At 33.7% G+C, this 19,124-nt stretch carries 17 protein-coding genes; 12 read left to right on the plus strand and 5 right to left on the minus strand.

Annotated elements, in window-relative coordinates:
- Positions 1 to 11: 11 nt before the first annotated feature.
- Positions 12 to 1,085, plus strand: coding sequence for an undecaprenyldiphospho-muramoylpentapeptide beta-N-acetylglucosaminyltransferase (locus AQ616_RS10950; protein WP_017796231.1), 1,074 nt, complete (start codon positions 12 to 14; stop codon positions 1,083 to 1,085).
- Between the two features lie 126 nt (positions 1,086 to 1,211).
- On the opposite strand, the gene AQ616_RS10955 is transcribed toward AQ616_RS10950, so the two are convergent.
- The 4 genes from AQ616_RS10955 to AQ616_RS10970 form a co-directional block, all read right to left on the minus strand.
- Complete coding sequence (locus AQ616_RS10955; protein ID WP_069685787.1) at positions 1,212 to 2,342, minus strand: Ger(x)C family spore germination protein; 1,131 nt, start codon at positions 2,340 to 2,342, stop codon at positions 1,212 to 1,214.
- Positions 2,339 to 3,454 carry a GerAB/ArcD/ProY family transporter gene (locus tag AQ616_RS10960; protein ID WP_069685788.1) on the minus strand — a complete coding sequence of 372 codons (1,116 nt, stop codon included), beginning with the start codon at positions 3,452 to 3,454 and terminating at the stop codon, positions 2,339 to 2,341. Before AQ616_RS10960 ends, AQ616_RS10955 begins: the two co-directional genes overlap by 4 nt.
- A gap of 8 nt (positions 3,455 to 3,462) precedes the next feature.
- Positions 3,463 to 4,962: a spore germination protein gene (locus tag AQ616_RS10965; RefSeq protein ID WP_017796234.1), complete on the minus strand. Its 1,500-nt coding sequence runs from the start codon at positions 4,960 to 4,962 to the stop codon at positions 3,463 to 3,465.
- Positions 4,963 to 5,158: 196 nt separating this feature from the next.
- The gene (locus AQ616_RS10970; protein ID WP_017796235.1) at positions 5,159 to 5,719 is read right to left on the minus strand and encodes a beta-class carbonic anhydrase; all 561 of its coding nucleotides are present in this window, start codon (positions 5,717 to 5,719) and stop codon (positions 5,159 to 5,161) included.
- Positions 5,720 to 6,772: 1,053 nt separating this feature from the next.
- Between AQ616_RS10970 and AQ616_RS10980 the strand changes: the two genes are divergently transcribed.
- From AQ616_RS10980 to AQ616_RS11005, 6 genes are all read left to right on the plus strand, one after another.
- A complete protein-coding gene (locus tag AQ616_RS10980; RefSeq protein WP_069685789.1) occupies positions 6,773 to 8,515 on the plus strand; it encodes an ABC transporter ATP-binding protein in 1,743 nt (580 codons plus the stop codon).
- Between the two features lie 3 nt (positions 8,516 to 8,518).
- A complete protein-coding gene (locus AQ616_RS10985) occupies positions 8,519 to 10,549 on the plus strand; it encodes an ABC transporter ATP-binding protein (protein ID WP_069685790.1) in 2,031 nt (676 codons plus the stop codon).
- A gap of 21 nt (positions 10,550 to 10,570) precedes the next feature.
- Positions 10,571 to 11,380 carry a S1 family peptidase gene (locus tag AQ616_RS10990; RefSeq protein WP_084822468.1) on the plus strand — a complete coding sequence of 270 codons (810 nt, stop codon included), beginning with the start codon at positions 10,571 to 10,573 and terminating at the stop codon, positions 11,378 to 11,380.
- A 73-nt stretch (positions 11,381 to 11,453) separates the two neighbouring features.
- Positions 11,454 to 12,176: a PRC-barrel domain-containing protein gene (locus tag AQ616_RS10995; protein WP_069685792.1), complete on the plus strand. Its 723-nt coding sequence runs from the start codon at positions 11,454 to 11,456 to the stop codon at positions 12,174 to 12,176.
- Between the two features lie 410 nt (positions 12,177 to 12,586).
- The gene (sigI, locus tag AQ616_RS11000) at positions 12,587 to 13,312 is read left to right on the plus strand and encodes an RNA polymerase sigma factor SigI (RefSeq protein WP_017796242.1); all 726 of its coding nucleotides are present in this window, start codon (positions 12,587 to 12,589) and stop codon (positions 13,310 to 13,312) included.
- Complete coding sequence (locus tag AQ616_RS11005) at positions 13,309 to 14,502, plus strand: anti-sigma factor domain-containing protein (protein WP_017796243.1); 1,194 nt, start codon at positions 13,309 to 13,311, stop codon at positions 14,500 to 14,502. Before sigI ends, AQ616_RS11005 begins: the two co-directional genes overlap by 4 nt.
- A 30-nt stretch (positions 14,503 to 14,532) precedes the next feature.
- Here the strand turns inward: AQ616_RS11005 and AQ616_RS11010 are convergent, their stop codons facing one another.
- The gene (locus tag AQ616_RS11010; RefSeq protein WP_017796244.1) at positions 14,533 to 14,778 is read right to left on the minus strand and encodes a YhdB family protein; all 246 of its coding nucleotides are present in this window, start codon (positions 14,776 to 14,778) and stop codon (positions 14,533 to 14,535) included.
- A gap of 166 nt (positions 14,779 to 14,944) precedes the next feature.
- On the opposite strand from AQ616_RS11010, the gene AQ616_RS11015 reads away from it, so the two are divergent.
- From AQ616_RS11015 to AQ616_RS11035, 5 genes are all read left to right on the plus strand, one after another.
- Complete coding sequence (locus tag AQ616_RS11015; RefSeq protein WP_017796245.1) at positions 14,945 to 15,514, plus strand: YhcN/YlaJ family sporulation lipoprotein; 570 nt, start codon at positions 14,945 to 14,947, stop codon at positions 15,512 to 15,514.
- 187 nt (positions 15,515 to 15,701) lie between these two features.
- Complete coding sequence (locus tag AQ616_RS11020) at positions 15,702 to 16,343, plus strand: class I SAM-dependent DNA methyltransferase (RefSeq protein WP_069685793.1); 642 nt, start codon at positions 15,702 to 15,704, stop codon at positions 16,341 to 16,343.
- A 15-nt stretch (positions 16,344 to 16,358) separates the two neighbouring features.
- Positions 16,359 to 16,820, plus strand: coding sequence for an S-ribosylhomocysteine lyase (locus tag AQ616_RS11025; protein ID WP_017796247.1), 462 nt, complete (start codon positions 16,359 to 16,361; stop codon positions 16,818 to 16,820).
- Positions 16,821 to 16,873: 53 nt separating this feature from the next.
- On the plus strand, positions 16,874 to 17,803 hold the full coding sequence (locus tag AQ616_RS11030) for a PLP-dependent cysteine synthase family protein (RefSeq protein WP_017796248.1): 930 nt from the start codon (positions 16,874 to 16,876) through the stop codon (positions 17,801 to 17,803).
- A 14-nt stretch (positions 17,804 to 17,817) separates the two neighbouring features.
- Positions 17,818 to 18,951 carry a bifunctional cystathionine gamma-lyase/homocysteine desulfhydrase gene (locus AQ616_RS11035; protein WP_069685794.1) on the plus strand — a complete coding sequence of 378 codons (1,134 nt, stop codon included), beginning with the start codon at positions 17,818 to 17,820 and terminating at the stop codon, positions 18,949 to 18,951.
- Positions 18,952 to 19,124: the final 173 nt, after the last annotated feature.

Consider the following 19,124-nt stretch of genomic DNA (forward strand, 5'->3'; position numbering starts at 1 on the left):
GAATGAGTTCCATGAAAAATTATAAACGAATTTTATTTACAGGTGGCGGCACAGCAGGACATGTTATCGTTAATTTAGCACTTATACCTTACTATCAAGATCGAGGTTGGGAAATTGATTACATTGGCTCTTACAACGGAATAGAACGAGATTTAATTTCTCCATTAGATGGGGTGACTTATTACCCAATATCTACAGGGAAATTACGAAGATATATGTCCAAAGAAAATTTCAAGGACCCGTTTAAAGTACTTAAAGGTACTATGCAAGCATATCGAATAATTGGTAAGCGTAAACCATCGATTGTATTTTCAAAGGGTGGGTTTGTGTCTGTACCCGTAGTTGCAGCTGCAAAACTTAGAGGTGTACCATCGATTATTCATGAATCAGATTATACTCCAGGTTTAGCTAATAAATTATCAATTCCTTTTACTAAAAGAGTATTGGCTACTTTTCAAGAAACCATGCAATTTTTGCCGGAAAATAAAGCTTCTTATGTAGGAGCAGTTATTCGAGATGAATTATTTACAGGAAATCGTGAAATTGGATTAAAGATTAGTAGTCTAAAAGGGAGTAAACCAGTTTTACTCGTTATGGGAGGAAGTGGTGGATCTGAAAAAATTAATCAGACTATTCGCCAGTCCTTAACTAAACTATTAGATGAATTCGAAATTATTCATATATGTGGTAAAGGGAAGGTTGATCATTCCTTACAAATGGATGGCTATGTTCAGTTTGAATATATTAATGATCAATTGAAAGATATATTTGCTGCAACCGATCTAGTCGTCTCTCGAGCGGGTTCTAATGCTATTTTTGAGTTTTTAGCATTACGTTTGCCGATGTTACTTATTCCTTTATCGAAAGAGGCTAGTCGAGGAGATCAAATTATAAATGCGAATTCTTTTAAAGAAAAGAACTATGCTAGAGTATTGCAGGAAGAAGAACTTACTGAACAAACATTAGTAGAACATCTTTTAGAACTGAGTAAAGCTGCACCTGTTATTCGAGATGAAATGAAAAAATATAAAAGTGAGCAATCGCTCCTATCAGTAACTGAAATTATCGATGATGTCATGAAATAAAAGGATTTAGGTTTTTTTCATGCTTAAAATTAGATGCTGTTAAAATCCCTCCTTCTAGGAGGGATTTTTAAGGTGTGCTTTTCTTATTCTAGAATTTATAACTTTCCTCGTACATGCTACTCTAAGTTACATAATTGTACCGTAGTTTTCGATATCAATATCAATATTAAAATCCACCTGAATGTCAGGCAAAATCTCTTTCCATTCTTCATCAGTAAGAAGTCCACTTGGTTTATTTATTCTATAGTAACGGCCGAAGCCAATAGGATCGATTAAATGTTCTTTTGATTTATCTAATATACCGTTTAATAGGGACACAAGCTTTTTTTCTATTTCAGCTTCTAGACGATGGATAGTTTTCTCTTCACTAAATGCCATTATTATTGAAGTTTCATTGATGTCTGCTCGAATTTTCGTGTTCACCTCAAAAAGAGGCTGGTTTATATCAAGTAGCTTGATATTACTTTTCCCTTTAACTACTGTTAATTCTACAGTAAGTTCACTTTTATCTGAACCATCTGGGTGATAGATTGAATCAACAAAAGGTTCAATAGGGACAGTAATTTCGAGTGGGGTATTCTTAATGGTTGTCTTCAATGTATTTAATATAGTTGCTTCTGTCATATCTCCCGAAGCCACAATTCTGTCTTTTTGAAAATATCCAATTCCAATTAGATTTGGGCGTCCGTCCATCGTATCAAGTAATGGTAATACCGGATCATGTCCTGGTGTTCCATAAGTACTGGAAAAAGTATATAATGAAGCACTAGGTAATGTTCCTTCGTCGACTTCTTTATTAATGAGGCTTTCGAGAAAGTTTCCAATATCAATATTTGTCTTATTTTCTTCAGTGAGAATATTTTTTGCGCTTTCTGTGCTAATAGCAATATTCATTGTATCTGATACCCTTGAATCACGAACAAGTCCATTCATGAAATGAAGTATCCCTCTTTCAGCTGTTTCATATCCATATATTTCTGTGTTTATCTGTCCTGGACTGGCTCTAAAGTTGATATTATTTGCTGCTGTTTCTCTAGCTCCCTTTAATGTTCTACCTACTCCAGATACAGTAGTGAAATTCTGTGGAGTCTGTTGGTCAAAACGATATACTAATAAAGTGGTTTCAATATCACCATTATCTAATCGGTCAACTCCACGTGCATTGATAACAGCTAGACTTTCTAATTCTTGTGTTGGAGGAATACAGGAAGCTAAAAAAATAACACAGGTTGGTAAAAGAAACAGTATTTTTTTCATGCTTTTATCCTCCTGTTTTTCTTTCTCAAATGTGATTTTATAAGAACGATAGGTAGTAATACCAATGGATAAACAAATATTAGCCAAAACCCTAATTGAGAGGAGAAATTAATAACCCGTTGAATAGAGTAATGGTCTGTTACCATAATTGAACCAATCAGAATAAGGATAGAACTAATATAGAGCGTCGCTTTTTGCGGTATACGGTACAATCGCTTTAATCCAAATGTGATTGCCCACATCAGTAACATCATATTTGGAACAAGTACCATAATCCATTCTGCCACGACAATAAAATCAAAACGTTCTATAAAGGTAAAGTTTGCAATTTTGAATAATGCCAGTAAAGACCAATCTCTGCGTAATAGTTGTTCAGCACTAAAAAATCCTATTGCAATCATTGTGGTGATCAATAAAACCATAGTCGTCCAAACTGCAGAGATAAGACTTGTTTTTAATACGGTTTTCTTGTTTTCCAAAAAAGGAAAGATTAACAACAAAATTTCAAATCCAATATATGAATAGGTAGTAGCTCTTGCTCCTTCTAATAGTTCAGGCAACGATGCTTGAAATAAAGGTAAATAATGTGTGTAATCGAGATGAACGGTTGCAGGTATTAATAGGAGCAATAACCAAATTGAACTGAAGAAAAATACAAATGTGACTCCGACAATTACTTTAAGTCCCCCTAGTACACCGGTAATCATTAAAACTGCTAATAGTAATCCAGTTACAAAAGGATGTAAAGTTGGAAACATAAACACACGTATAATTTGAGCATACGTAATTACGATGGTGAAAAGTGCAATAGCAAAATGGATAATAAAAATAGTACCTAAAAACTTACCAATCCATTTTCCAAATATATCGACTTGTATTCCCAAAATATCAGCATTTGAGTATTGTCTTAAAATAATCACCATAACGTACATAATAATGAATAGATATACAAGCCCTATTAGTAGAGAAATCCAAGCATCCTGTCTAGCGTGCTCATACAAAATTTGCGGAAGACCTAATAACCCTACGCCAATCTGGATAAAGGTAATAATAAAGAACAAGTAGTATGTATTTATTTTTAAATTTGGTTTAACTCTTACGTTAATATCCACTTTATCACCTACTCGTCTATATCTTTCTTTAATCCTTTTTTAATTTTTTTAAAACGATATTTGTCCTTTGGTCGATAAGAAATAAATCTTTCTTGTTGCATGTCTGGTTTACTGCGAAATAGTGATTTATTAAAATCTTTCCATCGAAATGGATAAACAGGGGAGAAATAAGGTCTACCTAATGATGTTAGCTTTATTAAATGTATGAGTAGGATACTAGTACAAAACACGATTCCAATTAATCCAAGTAATCCTGCGAAAATAATCATTGGAAAGCGGATGATTCGTGCAGTAGTACCCATAATATAGTTAGGTGTGGTAAATGAAGCCAGAGCACTTAATGCAACAATAATAACTAGTACATTACTTGTGATTCCTGCTTCTACAGCAGCTGTTCCAATTACTACACCACCTACGATACCGATAGTTTGACCAACTTTAGTTGGAAGCCGGGCACCGGCCTCTCTCAATAGTTCAATCATTAATTCTAAGAATAAAGCCTCAAATATAGGTGGAAAAGGTACTGCAGCACGTGATTCTCCCAAAGTAATTAGTACTGGTGTTGGCACAATTTCATAATGAAATGTAACTGCGGCAACGTATAAAGGTGTAAGCAGTGTCGATATGAAGAAGGATATAAACCTTAAGATACGAATGAAGGAGGCGCTGTTCCAACGCATATAGATATCTTCTGTTGACTCAAAAAAACTAAAAAATGTAGAGGGAGCAATAATCGCATTTGGACTATTTTCAGATAATACACCAATTTTTCCACGAGACAAGTTATAAATTAATCGGTCTGGTAATTCTGTAATTAGAAATTGTGGAAATACAGTTGTAGAATTATCCTCTAAATATTGAGTAAGTACGGATGTATCATCTATGAAATCTACTTCTAATGCTTTAATTCGTTGTCTAAACGTATTGATATCTGTATCATTGGCAATCGATCGTACATAAATAAGCCGAACTTCACGTGGATCTCTTCTTCCAATAATATGCTTTTCCATTACTAAGTCTTTTGATTTTAATCCGTAACGAATAATATTAATATTCGTGGAAAGTGATTCTGTAAAAGCGACCTTTGGACCTAATACGAGAGATTCTGTCTCAGTTGTTTCAAGGTTACGAATAATTTTATTCGGTATAGAATACCCAAGTACACTGTTTTCAGTTTCAAAATATACAAATACATGTCCTTGAATCAAATAATCTAGTATGCTTTCAAAATTGTTGTATTCTCCTCCATCGCTTAGAGGTACTCGCTTTAAAGCTAATTGGTTCGTTAATTGTTCTTCTGTATTTAATAGTGTTTCCAATAAGTAATTTTCCAGTTTCATTTCATCTACTGAAAATTGTATATAGAATACGGCAATTTTCTGCTCTTCATGCTCATAAACGGTAAAGCTAAGATCAGAAGAATATGCATATTGTTTATTTAATATTTTTTTTAGTTCTTCTATCGTTAGTGGAAAAGGATTATTTTTTTTTGACCCAACTTTTTTCATGAAATACCCCCTCCAACACGTACTATGACTGTTAGAGTGTACAAAAAAGATTCATTTATACATTAAAGGTGAGCCTTATTTTAATTATCAAGTTAATAATTGAATATAAAAAACTCAAAGTAGCAGTTTAAGCACTGCGTACTTTGAGTGAAATGAAACAAAACACTTTATTTATACTATTTTATGTTACATAAACTTATTTTCGTTCATCTCTTGTTACAACATCAACTTTCCCAGTATCTGGATGAATGACAAGTCCATGCACCTTTATTTCTTCTGGGAGAAGGGGATGATTACGAACAAGGTTCACACTTTGTGAAACAGATTCTTCCACTGTTTCAAATCCATTAAATTCTTCATCAAAATCAACGCCACCATTCGCTAATACGTCAATGATTTCTTCTTTTATTCCGCGTTCTACCATTTCATGTTTTAATTCATGTGTATCTACCTGTGACATGCCGCAATCATGATGTCCTATTACAACAACTTCATCCGCTTTTAGTTTATAAATGGCAACTAATAAGCTTTTCATTGCACTATCAAACGGGTTGCGAATAATTGCACCTGCGTTTCTTACCATTTTTACGTCTCCGTTTTTCATATCTAGTGCTTTCGGTAATAATTCAAGTAGCCGTGAATCCATACAAGTAAACACAACCATACGTTTATTAGGGTAAGTATCCGTAGAGTATGGCTCATAAGATTTGTTTTCTACAAAATTTTTATTGAATTCTAGCATGTGATCTAAGTGCATTTTATCAACTCCTTATTGAATATATTAGCATTTTTTAAATAGATACGAAATAACGACATGCATAATAGATGAGTCACAAGAATTATTTTTGGATAATTCATTGAATTATGTAAAAATATGGTATAAGATGAAAAAAATAAAAAAATTGGGGTGAGGCAATGAGTGATTTTATTCGTAACTGCCAATTATGTGAGGCACCAATGGAAAGTAGCCCATTTTTATTATGCCCTGAGTGTTTACAAGAAAAAGAACAGGTGAGGGTGTTTTTAAAGAATCACCCACGTGTTCCGTTACATGAATTAGTAGAGTCGACCCAAATTCCAATATCTCACGTAAAAAAGATCTTAGGAATTGATTAGATAAATAAGCTAGTTAATTTTATCTCGCATGTAAACAGGGGAGCAACCATCCCGAAATGAATGAAGTTATAATTGCTAGGCTTAATTTAATAACGAATAAATTACTATTTTAATGATCTAGGTAAAAAGTATTTTATTCTTCTTAGGATTTTTCTGAAATATAAATTTTAGAAAAATAAAAAAAGTAATTGACTTTCTGTTAGTATCAAATATATAATGATGTAGTGTTAATTTTTAAAAAATTAAAAAAGGAGGTCACGATGATGATGAAACAACTGCAACTACAACAAAAAATGCAACATATCCAATTAAATATAGATAATAGTGGCCTTCACGTACAGGGAATCTGTCATCAAATTTAACATTTATTGAACGTATTTGTTTACGATGGCCACAGGAAACCTCCGTGGCTATTTGAAACGACACATTCTAGGGAGAAGTGTCTAAATAAGAAAAGCGCGCGCCAAGAGGTGTGTGCTTTTCTTTTTTATTGCATTGAGAATTATCAAATTTGTGTGCTGTGGTTAACTAAATAACTTAGCCAGCCACGTCCGGCGCAAGTGCCCAGCAACCTTCACTACGGTAAGTCAACATCGGTCTCTTACCGTGTTTCCTTTATCTCAATGCGGATTGCTCCATTTTGAACGTTGTTAAACGGGCGCTTGCGCCTTTGTTATGGAAAGAAGGTGGGAAGATGTTTCAGATTTTTATAAAATTAAATTGGTTTTTTAAACATTATTGGAAAAGATATTTATTTGCTATTATTTCATTGATTATCGCTAGTGCAATTGGATTAATTCCTCCTAAATTAGTTGGAACTATTATTGATCATATTCAATTTGAAACGTTAACTATGCAGCTTCTCGTTGCGGTTATTATTGGGTATTTTGTTCTGTTGGTTATTCATTACATTATAAGTTTTTTATGGGACTATACGTTATTTGGTGGTGCGGTCATCCTGGAACGATGGATGAGATCAAAATTAATGAATCATTTTTTAAAGATGACACCAACTTTCTTTAGTAAATATCGAACGGGAGACTTAATGGCTCGATCGACAAACGATTTAAAGGCAATTAGTCAGACAGCAGGGTTTGGAGTCTTAACACTTGTAGATTCGAGCATATTTATGTTGATGATTATTGCGGTAATGGGCTTTACGATAAGTTGGCCACTAACTATCGCAGCATTAATGCCTTTACCGGTAATGGCAATTGTAATGAATATTTATGGTAGTGCAATCCATACACGGTTTACAAAAGCGCAAGCAGCTTTTGGAAATATGAATAATGAGGTATTAGAATCCATACGTGGTATTAGGGTGACACGTGCATTTGTGCAAGAACAACAAGAAGTAAATCATTTTGAAGAAATGACAGAAAAAGTGTATCAAAAGAATCTTGAAGTTGCCAAGATTGATGCATTATTTGAACCGACAATGAAAATCTTAGTTGGTTTATCGTATACGATTGGTATTGGATATGGCGCATTTTTTGTATTTGATAATAAATTAACACTTGGTGATTTAGTCACATTTAATGTTTATTTAGGTATGTTGATTTGGCCAATGTTTGCAGTTGGGGAACTAATCAATATTTTACAAAGAGGTAATGCTTCTTTAGACCGGGTGAATCATACACTAGCGTACGAAGCTGATGTCTCAGATCCTCAAGATCCTAAAAAGATTGACCGTGTTCAAACAATTGAAATGAACCAGGTTAGTTTTCAATATCCAGAAACAAGTAGTTTACAGTTACGTGATGTAAATTTAAGTGTTAAGGCTGGTCAAACGATTGGTATTGTTGGAAAAACAGGTGCTGGTAAGACAACACTCTTCAAATTATTACTCCGACAATACCCGGATGTTCAAGGCAAGATATTAATATCCGGTGAAGATATTGAAGATATTGCGTTAGGTAAGATTAGAGATTGGATTGGGTATGTTCCGCAGGATCAGATGATGTTTTCCAAAACGATAAGAGAAAACATTCAATTTGGCAATGCAGAAGCTACAGATAAAGAAATAATGAGAGTACTAGATTTAGCTCATTTTGCAATGGATATAGATGTGCTTCCAAAAGGGTTGGATACCCAAGTTGGAGAAAGCGGAATAACTTTATCTGGTGGTCAAAAGCAACGTGTGGCCTTAGCGCGAGCTTTTATTAAAGATCCTGAAATTTTAATCTTAGATGATTCGTTATCTGCTGTAGATGGAAAAACAGAGGCAACAATTCTATCACATTTAAAAACTGAAAGAAGAAATAAAACAACCTTTATTGCTGCTCATCGACTATCCGCTGTTTCACATGCAGACCATATTATCGTTTTAGATCATGGTCGTGTTGTTGAAGAAGGTACACATCAACAATTAATGAGTCAAAAAGGCTGGTATCAAGGACAATATCAACAACAACAGATGGAAAACAAGGAGGTGTAGAGTGTGAAGGGAAGTACAGAAAAAAGATTATTAAAATATGCCTTATTATATAAAAAAGGAATTACCATTGGTCTAGTATGCTTGATCATAGCTGTTGCTTTAGAATTAGCAGGTCCATTAATTGCTAAACGAGTCATAGATGAACATATACTTGGAGTAGAAGGTTATTGGATGGAAGTATCTGATCAAGGAACAGAAACGGTAGAATATAATAATCAATTTTTAAAACGGGCGGATCGGGTAGAAGATAATGATCTATCTAGTGGTGAGACGATTACACTTTTACAAGTAGGCTTATCTTATTATGTTTTTGATGAAGAGTTACCTTTAACAGGAAAACGCTCGGTAGATGATAATGAAATAATTATTGAATCAGGAGAAGAAAAAATTACAGCAATTGGAGAGAAATTGTCAGCTTCAGAAGCTTATCCATTTTTTGAACCTGAAAAACGCCCAATTATTATGTTGCTCGTACTTTATATGGTTTTACTAGTTATCGCTGGAGTGTTTCAATTCTTTCAAACATTCTTATTGCAAAAGTCAGCAAATCAAGTTGTAAAACAAATGCGTACAGATCTATTTCAACACACGCAAAGAATTCCAATTCGCTACTATATAGATCAACCTGCTGGCTCTGTTGTAGCCCGTATAACCAATGATACAGAGGCTATACGAGATTTATATGAAAGGGTATTATCGATTGTTGTAACAAGTCTGATCTATATGGGTGGTATTTTTGTAGCATTATTTATTTTAGATCCTACATTAGCTGCTATGTGTTTATTTATTATCCCGCTATTATATATTTGGATGAAAGTCTACAAGTATTATGGAACTAAATACAATAAAGTAGTCCGGAAAACCATAAGTGAAATAAATGGAAATATTAGTGAAGCTATTCAAGGAATGCCAATCATTCAAGCATTTAACCGTCAGAAGAAGACGAAAGAAGAATTTGAAGTGTTAAATAATCGTAATTATACGTATCAGAAAAAATTAATTAAATTAAGTGCTTTAACTTCCTATAATCTTGTGACAGTAATTAAAAACCTAACGTTAGTGGGATTTATATGGTATTTCGGGTCAGCTTCTTTTGATATAACGAGTGTCATTTCTATTGGGATGCTCTATGCATTTGTAGATTATATAAATAGGTTGTTTGAACCTGCTTCAGATATAGTCAATCAATTACCGTTATTAGAACAGGCAAGAGTAGCTGGAACTCGGGTATTTGAATTGCTAGATCAAGATGGGGAGCAAGTAGAAGTTCAACCGATTCCTCGCTATAAAGGGAATATAGAATTTGATCAAGTTACCTTTTCGTACAAAGAGAATGAGAGTGTATTACACAATCTTTCATTTTCAATCCACTCTGGTCAAACAGTTGCATTTGTTGGTCACACTGGATCTGGAAAAAGTTCGATTATGAACTTATTATTCCGTTTTTATGATCCTCAAAAAGGAACGATTCGAATAGATGGAATGAATACCAAAGATTTATCTCGGCAACAAGTGCGTAGTCATATGGGAATAGTATTACAAGATCCATTTCTTTTTACAGGCACCATAGTGTCAAATGTAACGATGAATGATCCTAATGTATCAAGAGATGACGCCATTAAAGCTTTACAAGCTGTTGGTGCATCTTCCTTTATTGAGAGATTACCAAAAGGGTATGATGAGCCAGTGAATGAAAGTGGCACTACTTATTCATTAGGAGAGAGACAACTGATTTCTTTTGCTAGAGCATTAGCATTTAACCCTGCTATTCTTATTTTAGATGAAGCAACTGCAAATATAGATACCGAGACAGAACAAGTCATTCAGCGAGCTTTAGAAGTTCTAAAAAAAGGTCGAACAACGCTTGTTATCGCCCATCGTTTATCCACAATTCAGCAGGCCGATCAAATAATTGTGTTGGATCATGGAACTATTAAAGAGCAGGGGAATCATGATACACTGATTAAAGAAAAAGGTTATTATTATGAAATGTATCAAATGCAGCAAGGATCAATTAGAGCGAACGTTTCTTAAAAAAGTTTGATGAGGTGCCTCGTGAAATCAAAAAATAATAAGAATCATGATATTATTGATGATGATCTATATGAAGAAATAGAGGAAGAAGAACTTCATGAATTGGTAAAAGAAGAGCAAAGAAAAGCAATCGAACGTTCAAAAAATAAAGAACAATCCACAAAGCGTCCATTTCCAAAATGGATGTTTTGGGTGATTGCTGTAGCGATGACTTTTAATATTCTGGCTTTTTTTCCTCAAATTATATCTATTCCCGCAATTGATTTTTTACAGACTTCATCAACATTATCACAAAATAAAGATATCCAGACATATAAGGAAGCTGTAGTTGTAGTTGAAACGGATGATGGGAGAGGAACAGGATTTTCCATTACTCAACAAGGCAAAATTCTTACGAATGAACATGTTGTAGAAGGATATGACTCTGTGGTTATTTCTTTTCCAGAGCTAGGTTTATATGAAGCAGAAGTAATAGAAAGCTATCCGGAAATTGATATGGCTGTATTACAGACTAAAAATGAAGAGGATGTTCCTTATCTAACTATTGATGATCAGTATCAAGTATCTCAAGACGAAGGCATTCGTTTTATAGGTAATCCTCTATTCTTTAATGGAATTGCTAATGAAGGGAATATTGCTGGTACCGTATTGTTAGATAACTGGGATAAAGAAGTGGTGATGATTCAAGCACCTGTATACAGAGGGAATAGTGGAAGCCCAATAATTAATCAAGCTGGTGATGTAGTTGGAGTGATATTTGCTACATTAGATCATGAATCGAAGGGCAAAGTAGGTTTATATGTACCTATTTCCTATTTTACAGAATTGTAACAAACTAAAAATGGTTGTTTAGCACGTTCAGAGAAGGGTATTTACATACTATAACCTTTCTGGAGGTGCTTTTATGTTATATAGTTCAAAAATGAAAGAAATGAATATCCGTGCGACGGATGGTGATATTGGAAAAATAAAAGATATTTACTTTAATGACAATTGGAATGTGAAATTTGCTGTAGTCGATACAAGAAAATGGTTACCTGGACGAAAAGTACTTCTTCCTTTGCATATTTTTCATCCCATTCATAAAGATAGTGAATATGTAGAAGTGGATTATGATAAAGATCAAATTCGAAATAGTCCACCTGTCCCGGAGGATGAACATTTTACACCAGATGATCAAGGGAATGTACTAGATTATTTTGGATGGAATATGTATAAAGATAACGCTGTATCCACTCCTAGTCATAGTCCACTCGTTACATTTGATCAACCAGGTGTAGATCGAAGCGTGCCAGAGGAACCACATTTAAATCGTAATGAAATATTGTCGAATGACACGCTAAGAAGTGAGGAAGAAACGCTTGATTTCAAGGTACATGCTAAAGACGGGAAAATTGGTAACATTGTGGATCTTATCTGTGATGAAAACAATAATTGGAAAATCACATACCTTGTCGTACAAAATAGTGAAAATATGACGAAAAATGAATTCTATATTTATCGTATAGAACAAATTCAGACCGTTGATTGGTTTGAAAGAGATCTTTATATCAATGATTCTGTAAAAGGACTAGAAGGAACTACACCTTTTACAGACAAAAATGAAATCTTATCTAGCTTGTCTTAAAGCTATATTGGATTATGAATTCGGTGCAAGTGAATGAAATGAAAATCCAAGTAATCCGGATTGCAGATTAGATTCGGATTAGTTGGGTTTTTATTTGTAATACTTTAATGTTGTTAATCAAGATTAAAACTTTCTAATTTGTTATAAATTGAAAGAGGTTACTGGTTACCGTTACGGTTTTTTAAATAAAATGTAAACCAATTGAGATAGTATCCATTATTGGTTTGCGTTACCATTGACATACTCATTGATTCTAATGAGGTTAGACTATAAAATGATAAATGGTGGGAACATCATATGATATATATAAAACAAATAATAATGAAACGTACATATAAAATTAAAAATAATACACCCGAAAAGGTAAAGAAAAATACGAATGATATGATGGTTGGGAGGGTCCTAATGTGATGATGAGTCAACTAAAGGAAACTCCTATAGAAGATAAAGTATATGCAATTCAACAAGGGGACAAGTATCTGCAAAATGAATTATTAAGAACTTATCAACCTTTTATAGCCAAGTGCGTATCGGAAGTATGTAAAAGATATATTGATCCAAAAAGGGATGATGAATTTAGTATCGGTTTGTCTGCTTTTAACGAAGCTATATTTTCTTATGTTCCAAATAAAGGAAGTTCTTTTTTATCGTTTGCAAAATTAGTTATTAAACGGAAAGTTATTGATTATATCCGTTATCAGCAAAAGAGGTCCGCATCTTTATCATTGGATGAAACGTATGATGAAGAACAAATGGAAAACTCATTAGAAATTGCGGCAGTTCAAGAAAAATACCAAATGGAAATTGATGCGCAAAATAGGAAAGAAGAAATTCTTGAATTTAAAGAGAAATTAAAGTTATATAAATTATCTTTAGTTGAATTAACCGAGGTATCGCCAAAACATCGTGATGCCCGTGAATCCGCAGTTAAAACTGCACGAATACTTTATAACGATCCAACTCTCAGGGACTATGTATACAGAAAGAAAAAGCTCCCTATTAAAGATTTGGTAAAGAAAGTCGATGTTAGTAAAAAAACATTAGAAAGAAATAGAAAATTTATACTTGCAATGTTTATTGTACTTAGTGAAGACTATATCTATCTTAAGGAATATCTTAAGGGAGTGGGGCAATGAAAAAAGGAATTGTGATGGAAAGGCATCGCAAATACACCATTTTAATGACTAAAGATGGTTCCTTTGTAAAAGGAAGAGTACTTTCGAATCAATCTGAGATTGGTGAAGAAGTTGTCTTTCGACCAATAGGAAATCGCCAAGTTATGTTGCGAAAACAACGTGGCATACCTTGGAAGGTGTCTTTATTAGCTGCTGCAATATTATTAGTTGTTTTACCGATGTATTTTTTATCTAATGGAGAGAAAACTTTTGCATATGTGACCGTAGATATCAATCCAAGTATTGAAATGCAAGTCGATGACCAATTTGAAGTGCAAAGGATAGAGGCAATCAATGATGACGGTGAAGAAATTATAAAAGCTTTGAATGAATATGAACACCATTCTATTGAAGAGGTCATTAGAGAAATTATTATTGAAAGTGAAGATCATGGATTTGCATCTGAGAAAAATATGGTTGTTGGTATAAGTTACTTAGGTGAAGATATTTCTAATTCGGTTCCAAACCATTTGCAAGACTATTTATCCACATTACAGGAATGGCGTGTAGCAACATTAATTATTCCTGAAAAGATTCGTGAATTAGCACAGGAAGAAAAAACTTCAATGAATGAAATGATGGCGACTCATATGAACGACGATGAAATGATAGAAGGGGAAGCGCTAGATTCTAATGATAAAGCAATTATAAATTCTTTTTTTAATGAGATAGAAGAAGCGAACCCTGACTCATCACAACATGAGTCTGAAAAAGGTGAGGATAAAAATAAAGAGGTTATCATTGAGGAAGACAATAATGATGATGTTACAGACCAAAGTGTTGCTAATTCAGAACGAGAAAAAGCAGTAGCCGATACAGATGAAGAGGATAAAGAAGTGAACCTTCTCGAAAAAGAAGTTAAGCCAACAGAAGAAATAAAGGATAGAAATCCTGGAAATCAGTGGGAACATAGACGATTTCCGTCTGAGAAAGAGGATAAAAAAGAACAACATGACGAATTAAACTATTACAATAAACACAAAAAAGAAATACAAGATAAAAATGATGAACATAAAAATGATATAGATAAATACGATGAACACCATAGAACAAATTCGAAACATCATAAACATAGTGAGTTACCAAAGAAAGAAGATAAGAATAATTGGCCACCAAAGAAAAAAGAAAAGGATAATAAAGAATTTAAATGATGGGAAAACTCTCCCATCATTTAAGTGTGTTTACATTTCTATTTTCTCAGGATTAAGAGGTGTTGTTAACTTCATTGCATGCTCTAAATAATACAATAAAGTATCATGTGAATGTAGTACTTGCTGATGATCCATAGAGAAATGGTAATCGTTTAAAAAACGTTCAATTTTCTTAGATAAGATATCATCTTTTGTACGTACCATAAGCACTAATAAATCATCCCATTGACCCCAAAGTGTATAATACAATGCTTTATCGTAATCCGGAATAACCATCCGTATTCCCTCCTTACCCGAAAAGGATATTTCTTATTTTGCCCGGTTTCTATATATAATGTCTTTTACATTAATGGTGTGTCTGCCAAAAAAAGGTGATATAAATCTGTATAAAAAGTAAATATCTATACAAAATAAGTGCAAATAAGGTAAGGAGGAAAAAGATATGAAATTGCGTATATTTGCGGTTATGGCTTTACTTTTTGTGCTTGTTGCTTGTCAAAATGCAGAAGAAAATTCAATGGATAATAATATGGACGAAGGTAATGTGGAGCCGACCCGTTATGACAACAATTCTAATTTAGGTCAAGAAATGGTTGATAAAAACAATTCGATGCAACGTGATGCAGATCAAAATCAAAACACAAAATATGATGTTTCAGAGGAAGCTGCAGAAAAAATTTCTAACCAAGTAGAAGGAATTGAAGATGCATATGTATTAACTACTGATAATAATGCATATGTTGGAGCACATTTAAATCAAGACAATAACAACGAAAACAATGGTCAATCTGAACAAGCAGGAGACAATGTATCGGATGAAACAAAGCAACAAATTGCTGATATTGTTCGTTCTGTTGATAACTCCATTGAAAATGTTTATGTTACAACAAATCCAGATTTTATGGATTTAACTGATCGCTATATCAATGATCTAGATGAAGGCCGTCCGATAGAAGGATTTTTTGATCAATTTGGAAATATGATTGAGCGTATTTTCCCGAATAACCGATAAATTTTATAGTTTGTTATGTAACTGTCGAGAGGAAGACCAAACGGTCAAACTCTCGACAGTTTTTTATTTACAGGAAAATTAAATTTCCTTTTCTTTCATGATACACATATGATATAGTGTAGACATATAATTCTTAGTATCCAAAGTATATTACTTGGAATTAATATAAATGGAGAGGAAACCATCAATGGGTAGAGAATTTATTGATATTTTTGAGGATTGGGCACCTTTATATGACGACAGTGTAACCGGAAAAGATGCACAATATGAAAAGGTATTTGAGCATTATGATCAAATTCTTTCAGAAGTAGTAGAAAAAAGCCTAGATAAGGTACTGGAGTTCGGTGTAGGCACGGGGAATTTAACAAACCAATTACTCAAAGAGGGAAAGAGTGTAATTGGAATTGAACCATCTAGTGCAATGAGGAAAATTGCTCAAAAGAAACTTCCAAATATTACAATCTTGGATGGAGATTTTATTAATTTCCCAAAATTGACAATGCCAATAAATAGTATTGTTAGCACATATGCATTTCACCATTTGACAGATGAGGAAAAAAAACAAGCAATTAAACAATTTCATGAAGTACTACAACCAAAAGGTATGGTTGTATTTGGAGATACGATGTTTGAAACAATAGAAGCGAAACAAAAACAAATTGATATAGCAAGAAAAAAAGGTTTTAAAGCGTTAGCTGAGGATTTAGAGCGGGAATATTATCCAATTATTGAAACAGTCCGGAATGCTTTTGAAAAGTACAATTTTCATGTATCATTTAAACAGATGAATGATTTTGTGTGGATAATTAGCGCAATAAAAATAGCATGAAGGAGAGATATATCAATGTCTAAAAAAATGAATGTAGAAAGTTTTAATCTTGATCATACAAAAGTAAAGGCGCCCTATGTAAGATTAGTTGGAGTTACTGAAGGTGCAAATGGTGACAAAGTGCACAAGTATGATATTCGTTTTAAACAACCAAATAAAGAACACATGGAAATGCCAGGTCTCCATTCTTTAGAACATCTAATGGCAGAAAATATTCGTAATCATTCTGATGCAGTTCTTGATATTGGACCAATGGGATGTCAGACAGGATTTTATCTATCATTACTCAATCACGAGGATTATGAAGATGTTCTTGCAATGATTGAGAAAACTCTAGAAGACGTTTTACAGGCAACTGAAGTACCAGCATGTAACGAAGTTCAGTGCGGATGGGCAGCAAACCATAGCCTTGAAGGTGCTCAGCAAATTGCAAAAGAAATGTTAAACGAAAAAACAGGTTGGTCAGAAGTATTTTAATGAAATAAAATCCTCATTGTACTCTTTCTCTCCAAGGTAGGAGTGACAATTCATTGGCAATATATGAATCGATTCAACAATTGATTGGCAATACACCTTTATTAAAAATTAATGAGATGGACATTCCAAATAATGTTCATCTCTATGCAAAATTAGAGTTTTTAAATCCTGGCGGTAGTGTGAAAGATCGATTAGGACAATATTTAATTGATAAAGCTTGGGAAAAAGGCTTCCTTAAGGAAGGAAGTACAATAATCGAACCAACAGCTGGAAATACTGGTATCGGTTTAGCTTTAGCTGCTAGAAAGAAACAATTATCAATTATTTTTTGTGTGCCTGAGCAATTTAGTGTCGAAAAGCAACAAATCATGAAAGCATTAGGGGCAACCATAGTCCATACTCCAAAAGAAAAAGGGATGATAGGTGCCATAGAAAAAGCGGAGCAATTAGTAGATGAAATACCAAATAGTTATTCTCCCCAACAGTTTTCCAATAAATTTAATCCAATGACTTATTATGAGACCATGGCGCCGGAAATTTGGAATGATTTACAAGGTAATATTGATATTTTTGTAGCGGGTGCAGGATCTGGAGGTACATTTACAGGGGTTGCGAGATATTTTAAAGAAAGAAAGAATTCGATTCATAATGTTATCGTTGAGCCTTTTGGATCGATTTTAGGTGGAGCAAAAGCTGGTCCACATTTGACTGAAGGAATTGGAATGGAATTTATTCCTGAGTACATGAATCAAACTTTAATGGATGAAGTACAAACTATTCCCGATAAAGAAGCTTTCTTGATGGTTGAAGAACTTGCTAGAAAAGAAGGATTATTAGTGGGTAGTTCTTCTGGATCCGCAATGGTAGCTGCTTTAAACAAAGCAAAAGAAGCAACATCAGGAACGACAATTGTTACCATTCTTCCTGATGGAAGTGATCGTTATTTAAGTAAACAGATTTATAATGTGTCAAAGCAATTATAAAGGAGTTTAGAGAAATGAGAGATAAGACGAAAATGATACATGGTGGAGTTACTTCAGATGAACGAACTGGAGCAGTAAGTGTCCCAATTTATCAAGTAAGCACATATAAACAAGATGGTCCAGGCGAACACCGTGGTTATGAGTATTCCCGTACAGGCAATCCTACCAGATATGCACTTGAAACAGTAATTGCTGAATTAGAAGAAGGAAATGCAGGCTTTGCATTTGGTTCAGGAATGGCTGCAATTACTTCTATTATGATGTTGTTGGAATCTGGAGATCATGTCATAATGACAGATGATGTCTATGGCGGATCTTACCGATTAATGACGAAGGTATTAAATCAGTATAATATAGAGCATACTTTTATTGATACGAGTTCTGATGAATCTGTTATCAACGCAATTAAACCAAATACAAAAGCGATTTATATAGAAACTCCAACAAATCCATTGTTGAAAATTACAGATATTAAAGAAATGTCAACGATTGCACAAAAACATAATCTTCTACTAATTGTAGATAACACCTTCGCAACTCCATATTGGCAAAAACCATTAACATTAGGTGCGGATATCGTATTGCATAGTGCTACAAAGTATATTGGTGGGCATAGTGATGTTGTTGCAGGATTAGTTGCAGTAAACTCTAAAGACTTAGCGGAGCGTATCCATTTTATACAAAACTCAGTTGGAGCAGTACTTGGTCCACAAGATTCATGGCTCTTACTACGTGGGATTAAAACATTAGCAATTCGTATGGAAGCTATTGAGCGAAATACAAAAAAACTTATTGCATATTTAGAACAGAATCCAAAAGTAGAAAAAATATATTATCCTGGATTAGAAAATCATCCGGGACATCAAATTGCTAAACAACAAGCAGCAGGGTTTGGTGGAATGGTTTCAGTCGATGTAGGAAGTGGAGAACTTGCAGATAAAATTTTAAGTAAAGTAGAATTTTTTACACTTGCAGAAAGTCTTGGTGCAATTGAAAGTTTAATATCCATACCTGCAAAAATGACACATGCCTCTATTCCTTCTGATCGTAGAAAAGAATTAGGTATCACAGATGGGCTTATTCGTTTATCGATTGGTATTGAAGATATAGATGACCTTATTGAAGATTTAGAAAATGCGATGCAATAAGTAAATTACAGGACTATTTCCGTTTAGGGAATAGTCTTTTTTTGTAAATAAAATAAGATATGAAATTTTGGAGGGAGGTCTAAGCTTGCCCCCCAATGCATAAGCATCCAGAGGCAACCAGTAGCCATAGGATAAGAGCATGTTTGTGAAGCGTTTTTTCAACACCTATTTAT

This window comes from Oceanobacillus sp. E9, assembly GCF_001741975.1.
Classification (GTDB): Bacteria; Bacillota; Bacilli; order Bacillales; family Amphibacillaceae; genus Oceanobacillus; species Oceanobacillus kimchii.